Genomic DNA, 25,535 nt, shown 5'->3' with positions numbered 1-25,535 from the left:
CGTGGAGCTCGCCTTTTACCCCAGGCGTGCGGCGGCCGCTTGACCGAAATTGCTGGTTGGACGATCAGCCCGGCAGCATGCGCTGCATCACGCGGTCGCGATAGACAAAGATGTGCGCCAGCGCGGCGCCGACATGCACGATGATCAGGATCAGCAACAGCCACTCGGAGGCCTGGTGCAGGCCGTCGATGGCGCGGTTGCCGGCGGGGTTGTGCGTGGCCAGCATCGGCAGTGGAAACAGATAGAAGAACGACACGCTCCAGCCGCGGAACGAGGCGAATAGCCAGCCGGTGATGGTGCTGGCCAGCACCATCACATAAAGCATCCAATGCACAGCCTCCGAGCTCAGCCGCTGCCATGGCGGCAGCGAGCTCTCCGGCGCCACCGGATGGGTGAGCCGCCAGATCAAGCGCAGCACGATCAGCGCCAGGAGGGTGAGGCCGAACGAGATGTGCAGGATCATCGGCGCGCCCGGCGGCGTGTTGGCGTGCAGATCGGGCATCAGCCAGCCGATCGGATATTGGATGGCGAGCAGCGCCACCACCAGCCAATGCAGGATCTTCGCGGGCGTGCCGTAGTGCAGGCGTGGTGTCATGACGAGCCTTCCGTTGCGATCGATGGAGCGCCATCAGCACCGCGGCTGGACGTTCCGCCTGCTGGGGCGATGCTAGGCTGCGCCGATCAATATCCCCACACCCAGCACGATGATGCCGCCGAGCACGATCTGGAACACCGCCTGCATGAATGGCGTGTCCATGTAGCGTGCGCGGATATAGGCGATGGCCCACAGCTCGAAGAACACGACGAGGCTGGCGATCGCCGTCGCGATCCAGAACGCGTTGGGCCAGGAGTCCGGCACCAGATAAGGCATGGTATGGCCAAGGCCGCCGAGCGTCGTCATCGCGCCGCAGACGGCGCCGCGCAGCCAGGGCGAGCCCCGGCCGGTGAGTGAGCCGTCGTCGGACAGCGCCTCGGCAAAGCCCATGCTGATGCCGGCGCCGATCGAGGCGGCGAGGCCGACCAGGAAGGTCTGGAAATTCTGATGCGTGGCAAAGGCGGCGGCGAATAGTGGAGCCAGGGTCGAGACCGAACCGTCCATCAGTCCGGCGAGGCCAGGCTGCACATATTGCAGCACGAACACGCGGCGGCGCGTCTCGTCTTCCTTGTCCCGGACGTCCGGACTGAGAATCTTGTCGGTGAGTTGCGCCGCGACCTTTTCGTGGCCCTTCTCGGCCTCGGCGAGATCGCCGAGCAGCCGGCGCACGCCGACATCCTTGGCCTGTTCGGCGGCCTTGGCATAGAAGCGCTCGGCCTCGAACTCCATCGTGCCGACCTCCCTGCGAATGGCGTCGAGCGACAGGTTCTTGGTCAGCCAGATCGGCCGTCGCTGCATGAAGCCCTTGACGTTCTCGCGCCGGATCGGCGGCAGGTTCTTGCCGAAGCGCTCCTCATAGAGTTCGAGCAGCATGTGGCGATGGCCCTTCTCCTCCTCGGCCATCTGCTCGAACAGTTTCGCCGAATCCGGATACCGCTCCGCCAGGTCTTCCGCGAAGCTCATATAGATGCGGCCGTCTTCCTCTTCGGCCGAGATCGCGATCGCCAGGATCTCGCGCTCGGTGAGGTCGGCGAAATTCTTCATTCCAAAGTCCCCGGATTGCCGTTCTCAACATTCGAGTGTTTAGAACGTTTCTAATCTGTATATGGCTCTGCCGCAGCGCGGTCAAACTGCTGCCGCGCCGCGGCCGCGAAACATATCGTGAGGTCGCATTCAGGCCCCAGTCAGGGAACCCATAGGCAAAATCAACGTTCGCGCTTCCGCTTGTTTACCTAAGGAGTTCCAATGACCAGCGTCAAATACAGGCTGAATGATCCAGGACTGGCGCCGCGGCGGACCAGGATGGACATTCCGGGCTGGGCCGGCGAGCGGCAGCCGCGCGCGAATGGCTCGCACGAGCAGGTCTGGCACTGCGTGCCGTTCTCCGAAGGCGCGCAATACGGCATCGAGCTGTTCTACCCCTATGATTTCGAGCTGCAGGTCACGACGCGCGACGGCAAGCTGGAGATCACTGGCGATTGGGGGGAGCCGCCCAGCCCCGGGCTGCAATGGCCGCCATTCCGAAATTTTGGCGGCGCGTTCTACACCTATCAGATCCTGCTCGATCTCAAGGTGCCCCCGGGCTTTGCAATCCGGACCGAGCCGCATCCGCGCTTCTACACCGATCGCACGGATACCTGTCCGATCGCGGTGCCGGCACTGGTGCGCAACTTCTGGCCGATGCTGTTCTTCTGCGTGTTCAAGGCGCCGGCGGAGGGGCGAACGCACATCTTCCGCCCGGGCGAGCCGTTCGCGCAGGTGATCGTGATTCCGGAGGAAGCCAATTTTACGGTGGAGCCGATGAGTCCCGACGAGGCGGCGGAGCGCGAGCTGCAGTCGCGCCGCATCCACGCCAGCCGGCCCGTGCTCGCCAAGGAGACCGAATGGGTGTCGAGCACCGACACGGTGTTCGACGGCACCTACCGCCATCTGCACCGTGCAGCGAAGGAGAAGGCGCGTAAGTCCTGACGCTGATCAGACAATCGTATCGGATGTCAGAAGTACACGTTTTTCTCTCCTCGTCGTCATGGCCGGGCTTGTCCCGGCCATCCACGTCGGTCCCAGCGCGCTGAAAGACGTGGATGCCCGGGACAAGCCCGGGCATGACGGAGAAACAAATTCACAGGCCTGCTCGTCGCGACAGTCCCCTGTCTCCCAATGATGCTCGCATGCCCTTTTCTAATGACGAGCGCCGACCTCGCGGCCGGCGCCCTTTGCCTTCTTACCGCACCACGATCAATAGCGATCGTAGTACCAGTGGTGATGGTGATGATGATGGTGGTGATGGTAGTACCGGCGCGGCACCACATAGACCCGGGGGCCGTAGCCATATCCATAGCCGGGGCCGTAGCCATAGCCGCGCCAGTAGCCATGGTGATGGTGGTGATGATGATGGTGGTGATGATACCACTGCGCCAGCTGCACCTTCGGCTCGGCCTCCGGCGGCGCCTGCTCGTCGAGCGCCTGCAGCACCTTGGCGGCATTAGGGATCGGCTCGAGCAGATCGGCGTAGGAATTGGCCTTCAGCACGTCGGTGGGGGCCGGAGCCGCTGACGCCTGGCCCGTGCCGAGCGCGCCGACAGCGGCGACCGCGCCCAACAAGCCTGCGATCTTCTTATCCATGAATTCATCTCCTGATGCGCATCGCCCGGATGCCAAAACGTCGCACCCCGAATGTTCGTTCCTCGATTCGCCTGATGAGGCCGCAACGCGTCCAAAATCAGGCTGTCGATTTGTTCAGGAACGTGAACAGGAGCTCGTTGACCTTGTCATGTTGCTCCTGCTGCACCCAATGTCCGGCGCGGTCGATCAACTCGCACAAGATCATCCTGGTGCAGACTCGGGATTGCATCGCTTCAACCACGCCGGGCCGTTGGTAGATGCCCCAGTCTTGCAGGCCGGAGATGAATGCGGACGGAACGTCGATCGTGCGATCCGACCAGGTCTGCAATTCCGCGTCGAACAGGCCTGACGTGCCGCAGCGATACCATTGCAGGCCGCCCTGGAAGCTTGTTCGTTCATATTCGGCGGCGTAGACCGCGAGCTCATGATCCGGCAGCCAGCGGTTGGCTGCGATCGTCGCCGAGTCAGGCATCACCTCCGCGACGGTCTCGGCCATCGTCTTGTCGAGATCCATCACGTAGTAGGTCGGCAGCTTGGCAAGATCGTCTGCAGTCCATGCCTGCAACGGAGTGGGCTTGTTGTCAGGCCAATCCGCGCTCTTGTGATGATAGTAGGCGCGCAGAAAATCATGCAGACCCTGTGGCGCGCGATGCATATCCGCGTTCGCCTCTGGCGTCGAGTAGTACCATTGATAGTGCTTGCGCGGCCGCGGCAGCGCCGCGAGATCGCGATGCACGGGATCGTCGGGCGGAGCAAGAGGGTGGTTGGCGATGTCGAACGGCGCCGCCGGTGGACCCGCGAACGGCGCGCTCATCATCACGACCGATCGGAACACGTCGGGACGGATCAGGGCACACCATGCTGCGACCGGGCTGCCGAAATCATGCCCGACGACCGCCGCGACGTGGCGATGGCCGAACGCATAGACCACGCCCAGCGCATCGCGCACCAGATTGGTGAAGCGGAACGGCGCGAGGTCGCCGTCATAGTCGGCGCTCCAGCCGGTGGTGCGGCCATAGCCGCGCTGGTCCGGCGCCAGCACGTGGTAGCCCGCGGCCGCCAGCGCCGGCATCACCTTGCGCCAGCTATAGGCGAGCTCGGGAAAGCCGTGCAGCAGCAGTATGCATGGCCGGTCCGATGTTTCGAACCCGGCTTCGAGCACATGCATGCGCAAGCCGTTGATGCCGTCGACGTAGCGCGAGCGGATGGCGGAGGGAAGGGGGAGAGGGGGAAGGGCTGGTAGTTGAGAAGGAGAGGTCATCGCGGCCCTCATCAGTGTCGTCCCGGCCTTGAGCCGGGACCCATCACCACAGGATAACGTGGTAAGGCTTGCTGGCAGCTCCAGCCTTCGCAAAACATGCGACGGTGGCTATGGGTCCCGGCTCGAGGCCGGGACGACACCGTGGGCGGAGCTATGCCGCGCCCTTCTTCGGCCAGTAGCGCTCGCGCAGGTGGCGCTTGACCAGCTTGCCGGTCGGCGTGCGCGGCAGCTCCGGCTCGAAGTCGATCGAGCGCGGGCATTTGATTGGCGACAGATGCTGGCGGCAGAACAGCATCAGCTGTTCTTCCAGCGCCTTGCCGGCCCGCGTCATGTCGTGCGGCTGCACGACAGCCTTGACCTCCTCGCCCATCTCCTCGTTCGGCACCCCGAACACGGCGACATCGGCGACATCAGGATGGGTGATGAGCACGTCCTCGGTCTCCTGCGGATAGATGTTCACGCCGCCGGAGATGATCATGTAGGACTTGCGGTCGGTGAGATAGAGGAAGCCGTCGGCGTCGAGATAGCCGACGTCGCCGAGCGTCGACCAGCCCTTGGCGTTGTAGGCGCGCTTCGTCTTCTCCGGATCGTTGTGATAGGAGAACACAGGCGCATCGGCGAAATAGACCGTGCCGATCTCGCCGGTCGGCATCTCCTGGTCGTCCTCGCCGAGAATCTTGATCTTGCCGACCACGGCGCGGCCGACGCTGCCGCGATGTTCCAGCCATTGCTTGGAGGTGCAGACGGTGACGCCGTTGCCTTCCGATCCGGCGTAGTACTCGATCAGGATCGGTCCCCACCATTCGATCATCTTGGCCTTGACGTCGACCGGGCAGGGCGCCGCGGCATGGATCGCGCCCTTCAGGGTGGAGACGTCGTATCGCTTGCGGACGTCTTCCGGCAGTTTGAGCATGCGCACGAACATCGTCGGCACCAGCTGCGACTGCGTCACCTTGTACTTCTCGACCAGCCGCAAGAACTCCTCGGCGTCGAAATGCTCCATGATGATCGACGTGCCGCCGAGCGTGATCGCCATCATGTTGAAGCGCAGCGGAGCCGCATGATACAGCGGCGCCGGCGAGAGATAGATGCTCTCGGCATTCATGCCGCACATGTCGGCGCAGAGCACGCGCAGGAACTGGTTGGGCTGGTCGATCGGATTGCCTTCGAAATCCTTCTTGATGCCCTTCGGCCGCCCGGTGGTGCCGGACGAATACAGCATGTCATAGCCGGCGACCTGGTCGGCGATCGGCGTCTTGGGCTGCGCGCCGGCCTCCTTGTCCCAGGAGCGGAAGCCGGGCTCGGGCTCGTCGACCATGAAGAACAGCGGGCCGTCGGCCGTGACGAGGTCGCGGACCTGCTCGGCGCATTTCGGCGAGGTGATGAAGACCTTGGCGCCGCAATCCTTGATGATGTAGGCGATCTCGTCCTTGGTGAGATAGCGGCTGATCGCGGTGTAGTAGAGACCGGAGCGCTGAGCGGCCCAGGCGATCTCCATGAAGGCGAGCCGGTTCTCCATCAGGAAGGCGATGTGGTCGCCGGCCTTCAGCCCGAGCGATCGAAACAGCTGGGCGCCCTGATTGGAGAGCTCGTCGAGCTCGCGATAGGTGATGGCCTTGCCGGTGCCGGCCATCTGATAGGCGATCTTGTCGGGATGGCTTTGGGCATAGATGGACGGGTGGGTCATGATGGGCTCACCGCTCAATCAGGAAAATGGTGTCGTCCCGGCCTTGAGCCGGGACCCAGAACCACAGGGGCCTGTGGCGAGAGCGAGCTGTGGCTCCAGCTCGCCCGACATTCAATTCGGTGGCTATGGGTCCCGGCTCAAGGCCGGGACGACGCCGGTGGTGTTGCGAGAGCTACAGCCGCTCGACGATCGTCACGTTTGCCATGCCGCCGCCTTCGCACATGGTTTGCAGGCCATAGCGCTTGTTGCGCTGCTTCAGCGCATGCAGCAGGGTGGTCATCAGCTTGGTGCCGGAGCCGCCGAGCGGATGGCCGAGCGCGATGGCGCCGCCGTTGACGTTGAGACGGCTGGGATCGGCGCCGGTGGTCTTCAGCCAGGCGGTCGGCACCGAGGCGAACGCCTCGTTGACCTCGTAGAGATCGATGTCGTCGATCGACATGCCGGCCTTCTGCAGCGCGCGCTGCGTTGCCGGCAGCGGGGCTTCCAGCATGATCACGGGATCGCCGCCCATCATGGTCATGTGGTGCACGCGCGCCAGCGGCTTGACGCCGAGCGATTTCAGGCCGCGCTCGTTGACGACCATCACGCCCGAGGCGCCGTCGCAGATCTGGCTGGCGGAGGCCGCGGTCAGCTTGCCGTTCTCGGCGATCAGCTTGACGCCCTTGATGCCGTCGAGGCTGACGTCGAAACGGATGCCTTCATCGATGTGATGCGTGTCGGTGGAGCCGTCTGCGCGGGTGATCTGCAGCGGAATGATCTCGTCCTTGAAGTGCCCTGCTTGCGTCGCGGCGATCGCGCGCTGATGGCTGTTATAGGCGTATTCGTCGAGCTCATCCTTGGAGAGCCCGTACTTCTCCGCCATCATCTCGGCGCCGGTGAACTGGCTGAACTGGATGTTCGGATAGCGGCTCTCCATGTTCGGGCTCTTGTAATGCCCGAAGCCGTTCTTGGCCGGCAAGGTCGACGACAGGCCCATCGGCACGCGGGTCATCGACTCCACGCCGGCGGCGATCACCACATCCATCGCGCCCGACATCACCGCCTGCGCGGCGAAGTGCAGCGCCTGCTGAGATGAGCCGCACTGGCGGTCGATCGAGGTGCCCGGCACGCTCTCCGGCAGCTTCGACGCGAGCACCGCATTGCGCGCGATGTTGGTGGACTGCTCGCCGGTCTGCATGACGCAGCCCATGATCACGTCCTCGACCTGGTCCGGCGCGGCGCCGGAGCGCTCGACCAGCGCGTCCAGCACCTTTGCCGCCAGATCCGCCGGATGCCAGCCGGCCAGACGCCCGCCCTTGCGACCGCCGGCCGTGCGCGCAGCCGCGACGATATAGGCTTCCGCCATGAGGTTTCCTCCCTAGACTTGGTTCGTTGATTGGGAGGGATTTAAATGCGCGATTGAGCTTTAGTCAATCGATCAATTAACTCTTGAGATCGCCTTCGGCTTCGGCTTATCTGGCCGCAACAATCGATGGGAAACGCCTTGGGACCTCAGCTGCAGACCAGCGCGCCGGAGAAGCTTGCCGTGGGGCGGAATGCCACCGCGGAAAAGCTGCTGGACGCCGCCAGCGAGCTGATGATCGCGAGGTCCTCGATCGAGATTTCGCTCAGCGACATCGCCCAGAAGTCCGGCTCCAATGCCGCGCTGGTGAAATACCATTTCGGCAACAAGGACGGCCTGCTGCTGGCGCTGCTCGCGCGCGACGCCGCCACCGAGGTCGCCAATCTCGAATATCTCTTGGCGCAGCCGCTGCCGCCGACGGCCAAGCTGAAGCTGCACATCAGCGGCATCATCCGCGCCTATCACCGGTTTCCCTATATGAACCGGCTGATCCATTATCTGCTGCACGAGAGCAGCGCCGAAGCTGCCGACGAGGTGTCGAAATTCTTCGTCGCGCCGCTGCTGGAATTCCATCGCCGGCTGATCGAAGAGGGCATCGCCAAGGGCGAGTTTCGCGCCGTCGATCCCGTGCTGTTCTACACCAGCCTGATCGGCGCCTGCGATCACCTGTTCTTCGGCCGCCACGCCATGTCGCGCGCGATCGGCGTCGGCCCGGTCACCGACGAGGTCTGCCGCCAGTACATCGCCCATATGGAGGCGCTGATCTGCGGCGGGATATTGAAACGGGCGAATGGCGAATAGGGGGTAGCGAATAGGGGGGAAGAGCATCCTTCTCTATTCGCTACTCCCTATTCGCTATTCGCCGAAAACAGACAAAGGAGGAAACGCACCATGCAACTCAACAACGTTGCCGTTCTCATCACCGGCGGTGGCTCGGGTCTCGGCGCCGCCACGGCGCGCGCCATGGCGGCCAAGGGCGCCAAGATCGCCGTGCTCGATCAGAGCCTGGAGAATGCCGAAAACGTCGCGGCTGAACTCAAGGGCGTCGCCCTGCATGCCGACGTCACCAATGAGGAGCAGGTCAAGGCCGGCATCGCCAAGGCCGAAGCCGCGCACGGCATCGCCCGCGTGCTGGTGAACTGCGCCGGCATCGGCGGCTCGCAGCGCATCGTCGGCAAGGACGGCGTCTACCCGCTGGCGAAGTTCGCGCGCATCATCAACGTCAACCTGATCGGCACCTTCAACGTGCTGCGCCTGTTCGCCGAGCGCCTGGTCACCGCCGAGCCAATCGGCGAGGAGCGCGGCGTTGCGATCAACACCGCCAGTGTCGCGGCCTATGAAGGCCAGATCGGCCAGATCGCCTATTCGGCCTCGAAGGGCGGCGTCGTCGGCCTGACCTTGCCGGCCGCGCGCGATCTCGCCAGCCAGAAGATCCGCGTCAACACCATCGCGCCCGGCCTGTTCCTGACGCCGCTGCTGATGGGCCTGAACGAAGAGGCCCGCAAGAGCCTCGGCGCCCAGGTGCCGCATCCGGCCCGTCTCGGCGACGCCTCGGAATACGGCAACCTCGCCGTCCACATCGTCGAGAACCCGATGCTGAACGGCGAAACCATCCGCCTCGACGGCGCCATCCGCATGGCCCCGCGCTGACGCACATTCCGCCGTCGTCCCGGCCTTGAGCCGGGACCCATACTCCGCGGCGTCTGTGAGAAGCACTCGGCAGACGCCGCGCTCTGACCAAACAAGCCGGTGGCTATGGATCCCGGCGTTCGCCGGGATGACGGTGAGGAGAGAGCGCGCCATGTCCCAACCGCTGCTGATCGAGCATGACAATGGTGTCGACCGGGTGACGCTCAATCGCCCGGAGAACCTGAACGCGCTCGACACGGCGCTGATCGATGCGCTCAACGCCTATTTCGAAAGCCTCCAGCGCAATCGCACCACGCGCGTCGTCGTGCTCAAGGGCGCCGGCAAGAATTTCTGCGCCGGCCTTGATCTTAAGGCCGCCATGCAGCGCCGCGGCGGCGTCAACGAGCCGCCAAGCGTGACCGACTCCCTGGACTCGCAACGCCGCATCGCCGACATCGTGATGCTGATGCGGCGCTGTCCGCAGCCGATCATCGCGCTGGTGCAAGGCGCGGCCGCCGGCGGCGGCTTCGCCCTGGCGCTCGCCGCCGACATTCGCATCGCCGCGCGGTCGGCGCGGATGAACTGCGCCTTCATCAAGCTCGGCTTAGGGGGCTGCGACATCGGCACCAGCTACTTTTTGCCGCGCCTGGTTGGCGTCTCCGTCGCCTCCGAGCTGATTCTCACCGGGCGTTTCATCGGCGCCGAACGCGCTCTGATGGTCGGACTGGTGTCGGAGATCGTCGAGGAAGACACGCTCGAGAGCGCCGCGGTGCCATTCATCGAGGCCATGATGACCGCCTCGCCGGTCGGGCTCCGCCTGTCCAAAGAATGTCTCAACATGAGCGTCGATGCGTCATCGATCGAAGCCGTCATCGCGATGGAAGACCGCAACCAGGTGCTGTGCAGCCGCTCCGAGGATTTCAAGGAAGGCATTGAAGCCTTCCTCCAGAAGCGCAAGCCGGTCTATACCAACCGCTAGATATCAAGATCCGCAAAGGACGATATTTCGGGAGACGCAAAATGGACGGGACGGCAGCGAAGGTGTTGGAGAAGCCGGCATTCCGCAAGGTCAACTGGCTGGCGCGAGACATCGACGTCGAGCGTCGCGCGGACGGCGTGATCGTCATCAAGTCGCGGATTCCGCTGCAGGCCTATGAGCCGCATCTCGCCGCGCCGCTCGCCCGCTGGGCCAAGGAGGCGCCGACGCGAACCTGGCTCGCGCAGCGCACCGGTCCGGAGCGGCAATGGCGCAAGCTGTCCTATGCGGAGGCCAAGCGCACGGTCGACGGACTGACGCAGGGCCTGCTCAACCTGAAGCTCGACGGCCGTCCGGTCGCGATCCTCTCCGGCAATTCCATCGAGCATGCGCTGATGACGTTCGCCGCGATGCAGGCCCGCTCCCCGGCGGCGCCGGTGTCGCCGGCCTATTCGCTGATGAGCCACGATCATCTCAAGCTGAAATATCTGTTCGGCCTGGTGAAGCCCGGCGTCGTGATGGTGCAGGACGGCCCGACCTTCGAGAAGGCGCTGAAGGCGCTCGATCTCGACGGCGTCACCGTCGTGCATGTCGCGCGTCCCTGCGAGGGCATTCCGAGCGTCAGCTTCGCCGATCTCGCTGCGACGCCCATCACCGGCGACGTTGATGCCTCCATCGCGCAGATCACGCCCGACACCGTCGGCAAGCTGCTGTTCACGTCCGGCTCCACCGGCATGCCCAAGGCGGTCATCAACACCCAGCGCATGATGTGCGCCAATGCGGCGATGATGATGCAGACGCGTCCGCGTGCGCCGGATGCGCCGATCTCCACGGTCCTGGACTGGATGCCGTGGAATCACACGATGGGCGGCAATGCGGCGTTCAATCCCCTGCTGATCGATGGCGGCACGCTGTACATCGACGACGGCCGCCCGATGCCCGGGATGTTCGAGGAGAGCCTCCGCAACCTGCGCGAGGTGTCGCCGACCTACTACGCCAACGTCCCCGCCGGCTATGCCGCGCTGGCCGCAGCGATGGAGAAGGACGATTCGCTGTGTCGCTCCTTCTTCAAGGATCTGGGCATCATGGCCTATGGCGGCGCGCGGCTGCCGGACGATCTCTACGAGCGTATGCAGGCGCTGGCGGTGAAGACCACCGGCGAGCGCATCGTGTTCTACACCGGTTGGGGATCGACCGAGACCGCGCCGACCTCGACCGGCACCTATTGGAACACCGAGCGCGTCGGGCTGATCGGCCTGCCATTCCCCGGCGTCGAGCTGAAGATGGTGCCGACCGGCGACAAATACGAACTGCGGCTGCGCGGCGTCAACGTGATGCCCGGCTATTTCGGCCAGCCCGAGCTGACCAAGAAGGCGTTCGACGACGAAGGCTTCTACTGCATCGGCGACGCCGGCGTGTTCGTCGATCCCAATGATCCCGTGCAGGGCATCATCTTCGCCGGACGCGTGGTCGAGGATTTCAAGCTGACCACCGGTACCTTCGTGCATGTCGGTTCGCTGCGCACCGACGCGATCGCGGCGGCGACGCCGGCGATCCACGACGCGCTGGTGGCGGGGCAGGACCGCGACTACATCGGACTCCTGGCGTGGCCGAACCTGCACGCCTGCCGCCAACTGGTCGGCAATCCCCAAGCGACGTTCGAGGACGTGGTGAAGCATCCCGCCGTGATCGATTGCGTCCGTCGCGGCCTCCAGGCCCACAACAAGGACTGCGAAGGCGCCAGCAGCCGGCGTATCGGCCGCGTCATGCTGATGGCCGAGCCGCCGTCGATCGACGGCCACGAGCTGACCGACAAGGGCTACATCAACCAGCGCGCCGGCCTGGAACGCCGCGCCGCGCTGGTCGAGCGGCTCTATGCCGCCACGCCCGACAGCGACGTGATCGTGCTGTGATGAGATTTTTTTGATTCCGTCATTCCGGGGCACTCGCGAAGCGAGTGAACCCGGAATCCAGAAGTTAATCACATCGAGATTCCGGGTTCGATGCTGCGCATCGCCCCGGAATGACGCCAAGAAGCGAGTAACGGCCATGAACTTCGATTTCTCCGACGACCAGAAGCAGCTGCGGGACCAGGCGCGGAAATTCCTTGCCGAGAAGTGCCCGCCGAAAGCCGTGCGCGTCGTGCTCGACGGCAAGGAGGCCTATGACCGTGCGCTGTGGAAGGGCTTTGCCGAGATGGGCTTCCTCGGCGTCGCGATCCCCGAGGAATATGGCGGGGCGGGCGCGGGCCATCTCGAACTCTGCGTGATCGCAGAAGAAGTTGGCCGCGCGCTCGCGCCGGTGCCGTTCTCGTCGACCGTCTATCTCGCGGCGGAAGCGCTGATGCTGGCCGGCAGCGATGCGCAGAAGCAGGCTTGGCTGCCGAAGATCGCGAGCGGCGAGACGATCGGCACGCTCGCGCTGTTCGAGGGCACCGGCAATCCGTCGCCGAAGGCGATCAAGCTCGAAGCTGGCAACGGCGTGCTCAACGGCACCAAGAAGCCGGTCGCCGACGGCGCGATCGCCGATCTCATCATCGTCGCCGCGCGCACCGCATCGACCGGCCGCGACAGCGACATCTCGCTGTTCCTGGTCGACGCCAAGGCCGGCGGCGTCGAGGCCAAGGCGCTGACCAATCTCGATCCGACCCGCGGCCAGGCCGAGCTCACCTTCACGAACTGCAAAGCCGAGCCGCTCGGGGCGATCGGCGAGGGCTGGAGCATCATCAGCCAGGTGCTCGACCGCGCCGCGGTGTTGACCGCATTCGAGCAGGTCGGCGGCTCCGACCGCGCGCTGGAGATGGGCCGCGACTACGCGCTCGACCGCATCGCCTTCGGCCGTCCGATCGGCTCGTTCCAGGCCGTCAAGCACATGCTGGCCGACATGTATGTCTCGGCGACGCTCGCGCGCTCCAACGCTTATTATGGTGCCTGGGCGTTGTCGACCAACGCGCCGGAATTGCCGGAGGCTGCGGCCTCGGCGCGCATCAGCGCGACGCAGGCTTATCAGCATTGCGGCAAGAACAACATCCAGGTCCATGGCGGCATGGGCTTCACCTGGGAGTTCGACTGCCACATGTACTACCGCCGCGCCAACGCGCTCGCGCTCGGCCTCGGCAGCCTGTCCTATTGGGAGGACCAGCTGATCGATCGCATGCGCAAGCGCAACGCGGCGTGAGCCAAGCTTGAATGTGCCGTCGTCATTGCGAGGAGCCGAAGGCGACGAAGCAATCCAGAATCTTCGTTTGGCACTGGATTGCTTCGCTTCGCTCGCAATGACGATGTGGAAACTGACGGGTCAATTGCTACAAAAGCAGGGTTTAGACCATGAACTTCGATGACACCCCGCAGGAGGCCGCGTTCCGCGCCGAGGCGCGTGCCTGGATCGCCGCGAACGCGCCCAAGCAATACGAGGACGAACTGCGCGCGTCCTCGCTCGGCCGCACCGCGCTGAAGAACGCCAACATTCTCGAGGTCGCAAAAGCCTGGCAGAAGAAGAAGGCGGACGCCGGCTGGGCCTGCCTGCACTGGCCCAAGGAGTATGGCGGCCGCGGCGCCTCGCCGATCGAGCGGGTGATCTGGCAGCAGGAGGAGGGGCCGTTCGGCAAGCTCTCCGGCCTGTTCATCATCGGCCACGGCATGTGCGGCCCGACTGTGATGGCCTACGCCTCCGAGGAACATAAGCGGCAATATCTGCCACCGCTGGCGTCCGGCGAGAAGGTGTGGTGCCAGCTGTTCTCCGAGCCGGCCGGCGGCTCCGATGTCGCCGGCCTGCGCACCCGCGCCGAGAAGCGCGGCGACGAGTGGGTGATCAACGGCCAGAAGATCTGGACCTCGGGCGCGCACTACTCCGACTACGGCATCCTGCTGACGCGCACCGATCCGACGGTGCCGAAGCACAAGGGCCTCACGATGTTCTTCCTGGATATGAAGAGTCCGGGCGTCGAGGTCCGCCCGATCAAGCAGGCGAGCGGGCACTCGGATTTCAACGAGGTCTATTTCACCGATGTCGTGATCCCGGACTCGCAGCGGCTCGGCGCCGTCAATGACGGCTGGAACGTCGCGCTCACGACGCTGATGAACGAGCGCATGTCGATCGGCGCCGGCGTCTCCACCGGCTTCCCCGAGCTGTTCGACTTCTGCTCGAACGTCATGCTCGACGATCGGCCGGCGATCGAGGACCGCAACGTGCGCTCCAAGCTCGCGAGCTGGGCGGTGAAAGCGAGCGGGCTGAAATACACCAGCATGCGCGCGATCTCGGCGCTGTCGAAAGGCGAGCGCCCGGGGCCGGAGAACTCGATCGGCAAGCTCGTCGCCGGACCGATGATCCAGGACGTCGCGGCCTACGCGCTGGATCTGCAGGGCGCCGCTGGCGTGCTCAGCGGCCCCGAGGCGGAGGTCGCCGGCAAATTCCAGGCGATGCTGCTGCGCGCGCCCGGCACGCGCGTCGAAGGCGGCACCGACGAGATCATGCGCAACATCATCGCCGAGCGCGTGCTCGGCCTGCCCGGCGACATCCGCGTCGACAAGGACCTGCCGTTCAACCAGGTCCCGACCAAGGGGCGGGCGTAGTTGCTGTCATTCCGGGGCGCCGCGGAACGCGGCGAACCCGGAATCTGGAGCTGATCAAGTCGAGATTCCGGGTTCGCGCTGCGCGCGCCCCGGAATGACGAACGGGAAAGAGAACGACCATGAATTTCGACGACACCCCGCAGGAAGCCGCCTTTCGCGAGACCGCGCGCGCCTGGGTCGCGGCCAACGCGCCGAAGGAGCTCGAGGAGGAGCTCGCGAGCTCCTCGCTCGGGCGCATCCGGCTCAAGCACGCCGACATCGTCGAGGTCGGCAAGGCCTGGCAAAAGAAGAAGTCCGACGCCGGCTGGGCCTGTCTGCATTGGCCGAAGGAGTATGGCGGCCGCGGCGCCACGCCGATCGAGCGCGTGATCTGGCAACAGGAGGAGGGCGTCTACGGCAAGCTGACGCAGCCGTTCCAGATCGGCGAGGGCATGTGCGGTCCGACCGTGATGGCCTATGGCAGCGAGGAGCACAAGCGCCGCTATCTGCCGAAGCTCGCCTCCGGCGAAGAGATCTGGTGCCAGCTGTTCTCCGAGCCCGCGGGCGGCTCCGACGTCGCAGGCCTGCGCACGCGCGCGGAGAAGCGCGGTGACGACTGGGTCATCAACGGCCAGAAGATCTGGACCTCGGGCGCGCACTATTCGGACTACGGCCTGCTGATCACGCGCACCGATCCCAATGTGCCCAAGCACAAGGGACTCACGATGTTCTTCCTGGACATGAAGAGCCCGGGCGTCGAGGTCCGTCCGATCAAGCAGGCCAACGGCATGCAGGAGTTCAACGAGGTCTATTTCACCGATGTCGTGATCCCTGATAGCCAGCGCCTCGGGGCCGTGGGTGACGGCTGGAACGTGTCGCTGACGACCTTGATGAACGAGCGCATGTCGATCGGCGCGCGGCTCGCGACCGGCTTCCCCGAGATGTTCGAGTTCTGCGCGAATCTGATGACCGACAATGGCCTCGCCATCGACGATCGCGCCACGCGCTCGAAGCTGGCGTCCTGGGCCGTCAAGGCGAGCGGCTTGAAGTACACCAGCTACCGCGCGATCTCGGCGCTGTCCAAGGGCGACCGGCCGGGTCCGGAAAACTCGATCGGCAAGCTGGTCGCCGGGGTCATGCTGCAGGACATCGCGACCTACGCCATGGACCTCGAAGGCGCGGCCGGCGTGCTCACCGGCGCGGACGAGGCGGAGACGCAGGGCCAGTTCCAGCAGATGCTGCTGACCTCGCCGTCGATGCGCATCGCCGGCGGCACCGACGAGATCCTGCGCAACATCATCGCCGAGCGCGTGCTCGGCCTGCCCGGCGACATCCGGGTCGACAAGGATGTGCCGTTCAACAAGGTCCCGACCAAGGGACGCAATTAGACCCTCATCCTGAGGAGCTGCGCAGCAGCGTCTCGAAGGATGAGGCCCGTGATGTGGCCTCATGGTTCGAGACGGCGCTGCGCGCCTCCTCACCATGAGGAGTGAGATCGGTCGAGACGAGAGACAATCACATGGAAGCAAAAGCCATGGCGACCCACACTGACTCCATTTCCGTTCTCGAAGACCTGATGGCCGCGCGGTTCTCCTGCCGCAGCTTTCGCGCCGATCCCGTGCCGCGCGCGACCATGGAGCGCATCCTCACCGCCGCGCAGAAGACCGCGTCGTGGTGCAACAGCCAGCCGTGGCGGGTCGAGATCACCTCGGGCGCCGCGACCGCGGCCTTCCGCAAGGTGATGTACACGGCCGCCTCGAGCGGCAAGCCGCCCTCAGGCGACTTCCCGTTCCCGCGCGAATACAAGGGCGTCTATCTGGAGCGGCGGCGCGAGAGCGGCTTCCAGCTCTACAACGCCCTCGGCATCGCACGCGGCGACAAGGCCGGCTATGCGCGGCAGGCGCTGGAGAACTACAACTTCTTCGGCGCGCCGCATGTCGCGATCATCCACAGCGACGAGGCGCTCGGCACCTACGGCGCGATCGATTGCGGCGGCTATGTCACGAGCTTCATGCTGGCAGCCCAGGCGCTCGGCGTTGCCACGGTGCCGCAGGCCGCGCTGGCTTTTCATTCCGACGTGGTGCGGCACCATTTCGGCCTGGGCGACGACCGCAAGATCGTCTGCGGCATCTCGTTCGGCTATCCCGACCTCGCCCATGACGCCAACTCCTATCGCACCAGCCGTGCCGCGCTCGCGGACACCGTCCGCTTCGTGGACGATTAGGCGCTGTCGTCGAGAGCCAAATCGCGGAGAGCGACCGCGGACAATTTCAGTTCCGTATTCTAGAACTCTGTCGTCGCGCGATGTCGGCTCCGCGGGGCGGTAGGGCGCCATCGATCCGCATGTTTGTTTCAGGATGTTGCGGCGAAATCAGGCGATGGCCGTGGTGCGGTGCAGGCTTGCGGCAACGTGCAGGCGGATCAATGTGGCGCCGCTGTGCCGTTTGTGAATGAAAGACCTCTGCAAATCACATCTACAAATCAAGACCTTGAGCGTGCTCCCGGGTTGCGCCGCGGGACCGGACGCGCAACAGCGTGACGGAAGTAGCGTCTCGTGTTGCTAGTGGTTGCTGTCGTTCGGCTTGGGCGCGCATCTTTCCTTGAGCTCATGGGCTTCAAGCAATGATATTGACAAAATCCTCTCTAACATTTTGAGTTGCATTGCCCGAGCGTCTACGATGCAGAATTGCAGACGCTCGATGATCTTCTCGATTGAAGGTTCAGTCACGGCTCAAAACCTGAAGTATCAGCGATGGATTCCATGAACACGCCGTCCAACCTTTACGCCCTCGAGGTGGATGAGGCGACGCTCCTTGGTCACCGCCTCTTGAAGGCGTTCCACAGGCTGAGGCTGACGCGGAACCGGGAGCAGCTCATTGCGCTGGCTGAACGGCTGGTGGAAGATGAAGAAAGATATCCGGCAGGGCCTGGCGGCTGACCTCTTCGAGCCCCTGCCAGGTCAGCGTCGGCCGCTTCAGGCCGATCTGCGTGCACAGCGACTTCCATGTCGTCTCGTCACAATCGACCAGGACCGCCATCACCGCCATCCCATCCATCATGTGCGGGACTCCGAGCGGGCGCGCCTTCCAGCCGCATTTCTCGAAGCGCGGCAGCCACCATGTTTCGAGCACGATCGAGAAGCCGGTGAGCCCGATCGAGATGCCGTACTCCATGATCGCGGTGAGCAGCAGCAGATCGACCCGGGGCCCCGCATGCTCGCCGCGCCGCTCCGGGATCACGAAGATGCGTGACAGCTCGTAGACATCCGGCCGTTGAACCGGCCCGCGCAGATTGAGGTAGGGAAAGATGTCGCTCATCAGCGTCGGCAGCACCGTCGGCACGGCGCGCATCGCGCCGATCAGCTGGCCGTTGTCGATGCAGAACAGATAGACGGCATCTTCGGTATCGAACTGATCGATCTCGCGTCCGTCCGGACGATCGAGGTCCATCCACTTGCGCTGCTTGACGTAAATATCGTGGCGCAGCCGGAAATAAGGATCGAAATATTTCTCGTAGAGCGAGCGATTATCTTTTCGAACGACATGAATCTCAGGCATCGAAACCCCCGGTCGTCTGAAGCAACTTGGGGTTTGCAGATTGCTGATGCGCTCGAATTGATCCAGTGGAAAAAACGCCAGATCAGATCGAGATCTCGCCGTTGACAAGAGCGGTCGCAACCGTCGCCGTCTTGTTCTTGGTCTCCAGCTTGCGCTGCGCCTCCTCGAGGTGCCAACGAACGTTGCGCTCGGAGACGCCGAGGATGCGCGCGGTCTCCCAAGCGGTCTTGCCGCGCGCCGCCCAGCTCAGCACCTCGGCCTCGATCCGCGACAGGCGCCGGCCCTGATTGCTCGTGGTCGCGCGCACCAGTGCTCGCAGCCTCGAATGCGTGAAGATGCTGATCAGGTGCAGTGCGCCTCTGGCATCGGGGGCGAGATTGGGATGCTCTCCGGCGATGCTGACGGCGCCGACCGCATCGTCGTAATGGATGGGCACGCAGAACCCTTCGTTCAATCGGAAGTCCTTTGCGCGCGTCATCACCTCGTGCGCACCCGGCTCGTCCTGGCGGTCGTAGGGCGCCTCCGACCAGGCGAATGGATTCAGTGTCGAGACGCAGTGCCGCGGAATCGGATCGAAGCGGTGAAACTGCTCCCGCGCATACATGTCGAACCATTCCCGCGGCCATCCGTTGGCCAGGATGGTCTGCTGCAGGGATTGGCCCGGCGCCGGTACTCCGGCCATGATGTAGGCATGGAAGCCCAGATCGCCGATCATCTTCTCGAATTGGGAGAGCACGCTCGCGCTGGTCTTCGACGCTTCGATCGCATCGACGTAGTCCAGAGCCCGCCGTCCCCAATACGCGTCTATCACTTGCATGTGAAAGTCTCCGCCCAAAGCCAAGCTAGCTGCGGACAAAAGGCTGTCAACCGCAAATTGGAGCTTTAAGTCGATAGTTCGTTGAGCGTGTGGCGGCACACCGGCTGGATACAGCGAGATGCATGCAATATTCGAGGGGCCGACGCGCGCATTGCGCTCAAAATCTCGGCGCCCGCTTCTCTGCAAACGATCTCATGCCTTCTCGGATCTCCGTCCCGCTGAGGCTGTCCTGATGTCTGCGGCGAGCTGCCGCATCGTCGAGGGCGCCGCGGGCAAACTCATTGATCGCGCGCTTCATGCCGCGCATGGCGGCTGGAGCGTTGCCGGCCAGCTGCGCGGCCAGTCGCTCGACCTCCGCATCGAGCGCCTCGGCCGCCACCATGCTGGTCAGATAGCCGATGCGTAGCATGTCGGCCGCGCCGATCCTCTCTGCCGTGAGGAACAGGCGCTTGGCGTGATCGATGCCGAGCCGGGAGACGTAGCGCCTGATGCCGTTCGGGTAGTAGTGGAGCCCGAGCCGCGCCGCGGGCATGAACATGTCGGCGGTGTCGACCCCGATTCGGAAATCGCAGGCCAGTGCGAGGTCGGTCGAGCCGCCATAGACGCCGCCATTGATCCGGCAGATCGTCGGCAGAGCGAGATCCTCGAGCCGGTCGGCGACCTCTTCGAAGGACGGGCCGGTGCCGCCGGCCGGACTCGTCTCGGGCCCGCCGCCGATGGACCCGAGATCATAGCCGGCGCTGAAGGCGCGTCCCGTCCCGGTCAATATCAGCACGCGCAGGCTGGCGTCGGCCTCGATGCGATCGAACAGCGCGATCAGGGCGCCGAGATCTTCCGGCTGAAGACGGTTGAGATGACGGGGCCGGTTGAGCCGGATCGTGGCGCGTGCGCCCTCGATGGTCAGAACGGGCGTGCTGGGCGCCTCTTCGGCCACGGCGGTCGGTCCATCGGTCATGTCTTGGTCTCCAAAGCGGCGCCGGGCATGGATGCGCTGCGCCAGGGCGGGATGACGTGCCATCAGCACGCGACGAGGTCGAGGGCCAGCAGCTCGGACAGCGAGGTGGTGCCGACCGCGGCCCAGCGCGGCGCCGCACAGCTCCAGTCGCCGACCATGTCGGGACGCTCGACCTCCAAAGCAATGAAACACATGTAACCGCGGGGGCAAGCCCTGGGCGGACAGCGGTGCAGCGGTGCCGCGGGCGCTGGCCCGGCAAGGCGGGGAGGCATTGAGCACCGAAAGGAGGGGAAGTGGCGTCCAGGAAGGCCGCGGCGGTGTCCGTTCGTGCCGCCTGCTGAACCCGGGCGGCCCGTTCGGCGACCAAACGGTAAGGCATCCCCAGAACAGGGGCACGATCCAGCGCTGCGCAGCGGATGGGCCGCATCCATCATCGACGACATTACGGCGGGTGGGCCGCGCGCTGCCGACTCCTTGACTGCTCAGGCGATGTTTCGTCGACCTCACGGCGACAACGCCGGCAGGGTGGAGCAACGCTTGGGTCGTCGGACGCAGGCGCCTGTCGTGCTCGTGGTCCGGCCGCGGCAAGGTGCGTTGAGCAGGGAAGGTTGTCGACGACGCCGGCCGGAGCTGCGCGACGTCGACGGGCGGCCCGACCGGCGCCGCGGGCGGGGAATTTTGCCGTCCCGGCTCAAATACCGGTTCAATCGTCGTCTGTTCGCCGTATATCGGAAGTCGGCATGGACACGCTAAATTCGCCGTCTGGAGGTCGGGCCTCGGCGTCCGCTCCCCCTTGAAATCCCACTGGTCTGGTTGATCCCGATGGATACCTCACACCTGGTCGAACATGCAGGCGCCGCCGGCAGCCTCTTCGCATCGATCTTCGTGGTCGCCACGCTGTCGATGCGGACGATGATTCCGCTGCGGGTGTTCGCCATCCTCACCAACATCGTCCTGATCGCGACCGCGGTGCCGACGCACAACTACCCGGTGCTCATCCTGCACGGCGTGCTGCTGCCGCTCAACAGCTACCGCCTGCATCAGATGCTGCAGCTGGTCCGCGACGTGAAGCAGTCGGTCAACAGCGACCTGTCCATGGAGTGGCTGAAGCCGTTCATGACCGAGCGCAAATGCGGCCCCGGCGAGGTCCTGTTCTACAAGGACGAGAAGGCCGACAGCATGTACTACATCGTCAGCGGCCGGTTCCGTCTGGTCGAATCGGGCATCGAGCTGCCGATCGGCGCCATCGTCGGGGAGTTCGGCATGATCTCGCCGTCCAATACGCGCACGCAGACGCTGGAATGCGTGGAGGGCGGCCTGATCCTGTCGGTGTCCTACGACCAGGTCGAGCAGCTCTACGTCCAGAACCCCGCTTTCGCCTTCTATTTCCTGCGCCTGGCCAGCGCCCGCCTGTTCCAGAACATCGAGACGCTCGAGCGGCGGCTGGCGCAACAGACCGCAGCCGCTGCGCCCGTGTCGAAATCGGCGTGATCCGGGGAGGCTGACCACAGTGGAAAGCGTCCGGTCCTCGCTGCGATATCTGTTCGCCGACTTCATCGGCGACCACGATGGCGAGCCGCCTTTTCTGCCCGATGGCCTTCCTGAGGCCGCTGCCCTGGCGGTGAGCGAAGGGATCCATCTGCTGATGGAGTACCAGGGCGCCAGCTACGCGCAGCTCTATGTCGATCGCATCAAGCGGTTCGTTCGCCGATCGAACCTCGACGTCGGCACGCTGTGTGAGATCGCGCAATTGCTGGCGGCGCGCATGGCCTATGAGGATCCGATCCGGATCGCGCAGCTGAGATTGATGAGCCTGGAGCGGGGGCGCAGGCCGGGCGGGCGGGACACCGACGATGTCAGGCGGTTTCGGCTCGACGAACTGCTCGGGGCCTTGCCGCAGGCCATCGCCGATTCGATGCTGACCGGCTTCGAGCAGATCGGCTGGCTCGGTCGCCGCCGCATCAAGGTCCGCTTCTCGGTCCGATCGCGGCTCGCGGTGCGCCGGCTCAAGCTGATCGCCGGGCTGCGGCGTTGGCGGCTGCAGTCGGTGCGCTATGGCGAGGAGCGGGCCTGGGTCGAGCGCTGGCTGCACATGATCGCCCGTGCGCTCGACAAGCAGCCCGCCGCGGCTGCCGCGGTGATCGCGACGGCGACGATGATCCAGGGGCAGGGCGACGCCTACCGGCAGGGGCTCGCGGATTGGCATGCCATCATCGACGGCCTGGCCAAGCCGACTTTCGATGGCGTGCTGCCGATCCAAGATCTCGCCGCCGCCATCGCCGAGGCCCGCGCCGTCGCGCTGGCGGAGCCGGGGCAGGGCGCCCTGAAGCGGACCATCGCCCAGATCCGCGCGCGGGCGCTGACGCCGGAACCGAAGAGCAACGCGGCCGAATGAATGCCGCCGCACGGCGCGGAGTCGCACGCCAACGCCGGTGAAGGTAACCTTACCTCTCGTCGAAGATGTGGGAAGGGTAGCAGAGTGCGCTTTCAGGTTCCCTTTCGCGTGCAATTCGCCACCAGAGATGTCATAAGCGTCGCATACGCGTCGAATTGGCCGGGTATTCTCATCAGATTGCGCTGAACGCCTCCAGTTCCCGGTGCGTCAAAGGATTGGTCGTAGCGAGAGCGTCAGCTTTGTCTTTCCCCGCTTTGTCGTCGCAGGTTCCGGTAGGTGCGCTGGTCGGCTGGATGCTGCTGCTCACCTTCAAGCACATCATTGGCGACTTCGTGCTGCAGAATGCCTGGATGGCTTATGGCAAGGACCAGCGGAAGGGCTGGGCACTGCCATTGCTGGTGCACTGCCTGATCCATCTCGCCGTGGCGATGGTGCTGATCCTGATCGTCGCGCCGAAGTTCTGGTTCGTCGCGGTGATCGACTTTGCGATCCACATCACGATCGATCGCATCAAGGGCATCTGCTCGTCGCGTTTCGGCATGACCCTCGAGCATCCCTGGTTCTGGACCCTGATCGGCGTCGACCAGGCGCTGCATCACCTCACCGGCTTCGGGCTGTCGATCTTCATGGCGGCGAACGGCTGAGACGCGGCTGCGCGGGTCGCTATGCCCGCCGTCGAACATGGTTAACCCCGCATTAGCGATTCGCGCTGCATCCTCGCTTGAAGAGGATTCAACAGATGCTTCCAAGCCGTAGTGCCTTCGACAGCGATGCCTGCCCGGTCGGCGAGGAACTTCTCGGTGCGCTCTATCGCGCCGATGCAAACGGACTGCCTGCACTGGTCGAGAGCGTGTCGGCCGATGTCCGCGCCATGCTCGCGCTGTTCTGCTACCGGCGGACCCATTTGCATTCATTGGCGCTGGCGATCGCCTCCACCTGCACCGAGCAGGATCTGCTGCAGTTCGGCGGCCGCGTCGGCACCGTTCTCTACGCGCAGTCGCGCGGCAGCAGCGGCGGGCGGGCGAGCCCGCTGTCGAGCAAGAAGCCAATCTCGCTGTCGACCAAGCCGCTCTCCGCGGTAGCGCCGCTCGACGACGACCTCGACGACGATCTCGCGCCTGTCACCGCCTGAGCGGACCTTTCGCTCGCGGCAGCGCAGGCAGGCCGAACTTGCGCCGCGCCATCGCGCATTCGGCATCGCCCGGCATGCAAATGCGGCACACATCCGGACGGATTGCGTAGATCCTGCAGGACACGGCGCGTGCGATCTCGCCGTCGAGCGCGCAGCAGCGGTCGTTCTCGCAGCGCATGCCCGACAGCCTGTCGTTGACCAGCTCGGGCGGGATCAGGTCGAGCGCGTCATCCTCCTCGATCGTGAAGCGCGGCCAGTTCGACGAATAGGCGCAGCAGGCGCCGCAGCTTTGACAGGGGCTGGCGTCAAGCTGATCAGACATCGGCTCAGACATCCTTCGGAACCTCCCACACCAGGCTGCGCCGCCATTTCGCGCGCAGCGCCTCGCGCCGCTCGGGATATTTGTCGTCCAGATAGGCCGCTTCGACCACGCGATCCGTCCTGAAGCTGCGGAAGTCGCGGCGCAGCTCGCACCAGGCGGCGAGGATGCGCACCGCGTCATGATAGCCGATCGCGATCGGCCAGATCACCCGCTCGCTGTCGCGGCCCTGCTCGTCGCGATAGCGTAAGCGGATCTTGCGGCCCTCGTGAATCTGCGAGCGCGTGCGTGACATGTCGATGCGGTCGGGCTCGCGGCTCCATGGCCGCGGCGCGCGGCTCGCAGGCTCCAGCACGAACGGCCGCAGCCGCTCCGGCACGGTGTCGGCGATCTTGGCCATCAGATCCTCCGCCGCGCGCGCCAGCACCGGATCGGCATTGGCCGCCACCCATTGCGCGCCGAGCACGGCCGCCTCGATCTCGTCCGGCGTCAGCATCAGCGGCGGCAGATCAAAACCCTTCTCCAGGATGTAGCCCATGCCGGCCTCGCCGCGGATCGGCACGCGCTGGCCGATCAAAGTGGCGATGTCGCGATAGATCGTGCGCTTCGACGTCTCCAGCTCGGCCGCGATCGCATCCGCCGTCAGCGGGCGGCGCGTGCGTCTCAGCACCTGGATGATCTGGAACAGCCGGTCGGCGCGTCTCATGGTGGGTCCCCGCGGAAGCGATCACCCCGCCGCTGCTGACAGGATGCTGGCAGCAGCCTGTCCTTATACCGGGCCAACACAAGGATTGAAGGGGTGATGTCGATGATGATGCTTTATGGCCTGGGCCTTGCCACCACGCTACTGCCGCTGCTGACACCATGGTGGCAGCAGCATGTGCGTAGCGTCCGACGCCTGCTCAGGAAGTCGGGAGTGCTGTCATGATTGCGCTGTTTGGTTTGGGCGCGGGCTTCGGCCTGCCGGAGATCAGCCCCTTCGTCACCAAGACGGAGGTGCAGCTGAAGATGGCGGGGCTCGCCTATCGGAAACAACGGGCGATGCCGCCGGCCTCGCCCAAGGGCCAGCTGCCCTTCATCGACGATGGCGGCGCGCTGATCGCCGACTCCACCTTCATCCGCGCCCATATCGAGCGGCGCTACGGCTTCGACTTCGATGCCGGGCTCGACGTGCGCGCGCGGGCGCAGGCCTGGGCGTTCGAGCGCATGATCGAGCATCATCTGTATTTTGCGCTCGTCGGCGCGCGCTGGGTCGATCCGGTCAACTTCGCCAAGGGCCCGGCGCATTTCTTCGACGGCGCACCCGCCGACCGACGTGACAAGCTGCGCGAGGACGCGCAGTTCCGCGTCGCCGAGAACTACCTGATTTCCGGGCTGGGCCGCCATGCGCCCGACGAGGACATCGATCTTGCCGCACGCTCGTTGCGCGCCTTGTCGGTGCAGCTCGGCGAGCGGCCGTATCTGATGGGGGATCGTCCCTGCGGCACCGACGCCACGGCGTTCGCGGTCATCGCGGGCATCCTGACGCCGTTCTTCGACTCCGAGCTGCGCCGGCGCACCGAGGGTTTCGGCAATCTGGTGGCCTATGCCGATCGGATGATGACGCAGTATTTTCCGGAGTTCGACTGGGGCCGGGCGGCGGAAGCCGCCTGAGCCACTCCGTCACCACCGCCGTCGTTCCGGGGCGAGGCCGTGAGG

The 25,535-nt window shown here is 64.9% G+C and carries 26 protein-coding genes; 14 read left to right on the top strand and 12 right to left on the bottom strand.

Features of this window, described 5'->3' with window-relative positions:
* Positions 1–64 precede the first annotated feature (64 nt).
* Positions 65–595: a cytochrome b gene (locus QXZ94_RS21965; protein ID WP_315722179.1), complete on the bottom strand. Its 531-nt coding sequence runs from the start codon at positions 593–595 to the stop codon at positions 65–67.
* 72 nt (positions 596–667) lie between these two features.
* Entirely contained in the window at positions 668–1,639 is a 972-nt protein-coding gene (mbfA, locus tag QXZ94_RS21960) for an iron exporter MbfA (RefSeq protein WP_315722178.1), read from the bottom strand.
* A gap of 201 nt (positions 1,640–1,840) precedes the next feature.
* On the opposite strand from mbfA, the gene QXZ94_RS21955 reads away from it, so the two are divergent.
* Complete coding sequence (locus QXZ94_RS21955; RefSeq protein ID WP_315722177.1) at positions 1,841–2,563, top strand: hypothetical protein; 723 nt, start codon at positions 1,841–1,843, stop codon at positions 2,561–2,563.
* A 267-nt stretch (positions 2,564–2,830) separates the two neighbouring features.
* Here the strand turns inward: QXZ94_RS21955 and QXZ94_RS21950 are convergent, their stop codons facing one another.
* The 4 genes from QXZ94_RS21950 to QXZ94_RS21935 all read right to left on the bottom strand — a co-directional run bounded on the left by QXZ94_RS21950 (position 2,831) and on the right by QXZ94_RS21935 (position 7,510).
* Positions 2,831–3,217 (bottom strand): hypothetical protein, encoded by a 387-nt coding sequence (locus QXZ94_RS21950; protein ID WP_315722176.1) that lies wholly within the window; start codon positions 3,215–3,217, stop codon positions 2,831–2,833.
* A gap of 97 nt (positions 3,218–3,314) precedes the next feature.
* A complete protein-coding gene (locus QXZ94_RS21945) occupies positions 3,315–4,385 on the bottom strand; it encodes an alpha/beta fold hydrolase (RefSeq protein WP_315726433.1) in 1,071 nt (356 codons plus the stop codon).
* A gap of 244 nt (positions 4,386–4,629) precedes the next feature.
* On the bottom strand, positions 4,630–6,165 hold the full coding sequence (locus tag QXZ94_RS21940) for an acyl-CoA synthetase (protein WP_315722175.1): 1,536 nt from the start codon (positions 6,163–6,165) through the stop codon (positions 4,630–4,632).
* A gap of 172 nt (positions 6,166–6,337) precedes the next feature.
* Positions 6,338–7,510: an acetyl-CoA C-acetyltransferase gene (locus tag QXZ94_RS21935; RefSeq protein WP_315722174.1), complete on the bottom strand. Its 1,173-nt coding sequence runs from the start codon at positions 7,508–7,510 to the stop codon at positions 6,338–6,340.
* A 138-nt stretch (positions 7,511–7,648) separates the two neighbouring features.
* Between QXZ94_RS21935 and QXZ94_RS21930 the strand changes: the two genes are divergently transcribed.
* The 8 genes from QXZ94_RS21930 (at position 7,649) to QXZ94_RS21895 (ending at position 16,886) form a co-directional block, all read left to right on the top strand.
* Positions 7,649–8,308, top strand: a complete 660-nt coding sequence (locus tag QXZ94_RS21930; RefSeq protein WP_315722173.1) for a TetR family transcriptional regulator — start codon at positions 7,649–7,651, stop codon at positions 8,306–8,308.
* A gap of 90 nt (positions 8,309–8,398) precedes the next feature.
* Complete coding sequence (locus tag QXZ94_RS21925) at positions 8,399–9,157, top strand: SDR family NAD(P)-dependent oxidoreductase (protein WP_315722172.1); 759 nt, start codon at positions 8,399–8,401, stop codon at positions 9,155–9,157.
* 151 nt (positions 9,158–9,308) lie between these two features.
* Positions 9,309–10,115 carry an enoyl-CoA hydratase/isomerase family protein gene (locus QXZ94_RS21920; protein WP_315722171.1) on the top strand — a complete coding sequence of 269 codons (807 nt, stop codon included), beginning with the start codon at positions 9,309–9,311 and terminating at the stop codon, positions 10,113–10,115.
* A gap of 41 nt (positions 10,116–10,156) precedes the next feature.
* A complete protein-coding gene (locus QXZ94_RS21915; protein ID WP_315722170.1) occupies positions 10,157–12,025 on the top strand; it encodes an AMP-binding protein in 1,869 nt (622 codons plus the stop codon).
* Between the two features lie 136 nt (positions 12,026–12,161).
* Positions 12,162–13,289, top strand: coding sequence for an acyl-CoA dehydrogenase family protein (locus tag QXZ94_RS21910; RefSeq protein ID WP_315722169.1), 1,128 nt, complete (start codon positions 12,162–12,164; stop codon positions 13,287–13,289).
* 149 nt (positions 13,290–13,438) lie between these two features.
* Positions 13,439–14,683 (top strand): acyl-CoA dehydrogenase, encoded by a 1,245-nt coding sequence (locus tag QXZ94_RS21905; RefSeq protein ID WP_315722168.1) that lies wholly within the window; start codon positions 13,439–13,441, stop codon positions 14,681–14,683.
* A gap of 119 nt (positions 14,684–14,802) precedes the next feature.
* Positions 14,803–16,050 carry an acyl-CoA dehydrogenase gene (locus QXZ94_RS21900; RefSeq protein WP_315722167.1) on the top strand — a complete coding sequence of 416 codons (1,248 nt, stop codon included), beginning with the start codon at positions 14,803–14,805 and terminating at the stop codon, positions 16,048–16,050.
* Positions 16,051–16,238: 188 nt separating this feature from the next.
* The gene (locus QXZ94_RS21895) at positions 16,239–16,886 is read left to right on the top strand and encodes a nitroreductase (RefSeq protein WP_315726431.1); all 648 of its coding nucleotides are present in this window, start codon (positions 16,239–16,241) and stop codon (positions 16,884–16,886) included.
* Positions 16,887–17,535: 649 nt separating this feature from the next.
* On the opposite strand, the gene QXZ94_RS21890 is transcribed toward QXZ94_RS21895, so the two are convergent.
* The 4 genes from QXZ94_RS21890 to QXZ94_RS21875 all read right to left on the bottom strand — a co-directional run bounded on the left by QXZ94_RS21890 (position 17,536) and on the right by QXZ94_RS21875 (position 20,185).
* Positions 17,536–18,219, bottom strand: coding sequence for an acyl-homoserine-lactone synthase (locus QXZ94_RS21890; RefSeq protein WP_315722166.1), 684 nt, complete (start codon positions 18,217–18,219; stop codon positions 17,536–17,538).
* An 82-nt stretch (positions 18,220–18,301) separates the two neighbouring features.
* Positions 18,302–19,036 carry a LuxR family transcriptional regulator gene (locus QXZ94_RS21885; protein ID WP_315722165.1) on the bottom strand — a complete coding sequence of 245 codons (735 nt, stop codon included), beginning with the start codon at positions 19,034–19,036 and terminating at the stop codon, positions 18,302–18,304.
* A gap of 157 nt (positions 19,037–19,193) precedes the next feature.
* Positions 19,194–19,991, bottom strand: a complete 798-nt coding sequence (locus QXZ94_RS21880; protein WP_315722164.1) for an enoyl-CoA hydratase/isomerase family protein — start codon at positions 19,989–19,991, stop codon at positions 19,194–19,196.
* Between the two features lie 62 nt (positions 19,992–20,053).
* Positions 20,054–20,185: a hypothetical protein gene (locus tag QXZ94_RS21875; protein ID WP_315722163.1), complete on the bottom strand. Its 132-nt coding sequence runs from the start codon at positions 20,183–20,185 to the stop codon at positions 20,054–20,056.
* 628 nt (positions 20,186–20,813) lie between these two features.
* On the opposite strand from QXZ94_RS21875, the gene QXZ94_RS21870 reads away from it, so the two are divergent.
* From QXZ94_RS21870 to QXZ94_RS21855, 4 genes are all read left to right on the top strand, one after another.
* Complete coding sequence (locus tag QXZ94_RS21870) at positions 20,814–21,482, top strand: cyclic nucleotide-binding domain-containing protein (protein ID WP_315722162.1); 669 nt, start codon at positions 20,814–20,816, stop codon at positions 21,480–21,482.
* A 19-nt stretch (positions 21,483–21,501) separates the two neighbouring features.
* A complete protein-coding gene (locus QXZ94_RS21865) occupies positions 21,502–22,386 on the top strand; it encodes a DUF6537 domain-containing protein (protein WP_315722161.1) in 885 nt (294 codons plus the stop codon).
* Positions 22,387–22,679: 293 nt separating this feature from the next.
* Positions 22,680–23,030, top strand: a complete 351-nt coding sequence (locus QXZ94_RS21860) for a DUF3307 domain-containing protein (protein WP_172111753.1) — start codon at positions 22,680–22,682, stop codon at positions 23,028–23,030.
* Between the two features lie 95 nt (positions 23,031–23,125).
* Positions 23,126–23,518 (top strand): hypothetical protein, encoded by a 393-nt coding sequence (locus QXZ94_RS21855; protein ID WP_172111525.1) that lies wholly within the window; start codon positions 23,126–23,128, stop codon positions 23,516–23,518.
* Here the strand turns inward: QXZ94_RS21855 and QXZ94_RS21850 are convergent.
* Together QXZ94_RS21850 and QXZ94_RS21845 are read right to left on the bottom strand one after the other, a co-directional pair.
* Complete coding sequence (locus QXZ94_RS21850; protein ID WP_315722160.1) at positions 23,508–23,840, bottom strand: YkgJ family cysteine cluster protein; 333 nt, start codon at positions 23,838–23,840, stop codon at positions 23,508–23,510. The genes QXZ94_RS21855 and QXZ94_RS21850 overlap by 11 nt on opposite strands.
* A gap of 4 nt (positions 23,841–23,844) precedes the next feature.
* Entirely contained in the window at positions 23,845–24,543 is a 699-nt protein-coding gene (locus QXZ94_RS21845; protein WP_172111523.1) for a helix-turn-helix transcriptional regulator, read from the bottom strand.
* Between the two features lie 218 nt (positions 24,544–24,761).
* Here QXZ94_RS21845 and QXZ94_RS21840 point away from each other — a divergent pair, with 218 nt between their 5' ends.
* A complete protein-coding gene (locus QXZ94_RS21840) occupies positions 24,762–25,490 on the top strand; it encodes a glutathione S-transferase family protein (RefSeq protein ID WP_315722159.1) in 729 nt (242 codons plus the stop codon).
* The last annotated feature ends 45 nt before the right edge of the window (positions 25,491–25,535 follow it).

It is taken from the genome of Bradyrhizobium sp. SZCCHNS2022 (assembly GCF_032377575.1).
Lineage (GTDB): Bacteria > Pseudomonadota > Alphaproteobacteria > Rhizobiales > Xanthobacteraceae > Bradyrhizobium > Bradyrhizobium aeschynomenes.
This window is presented reverse-complemented; position numbering and strand designations above follow the sequence as displayed.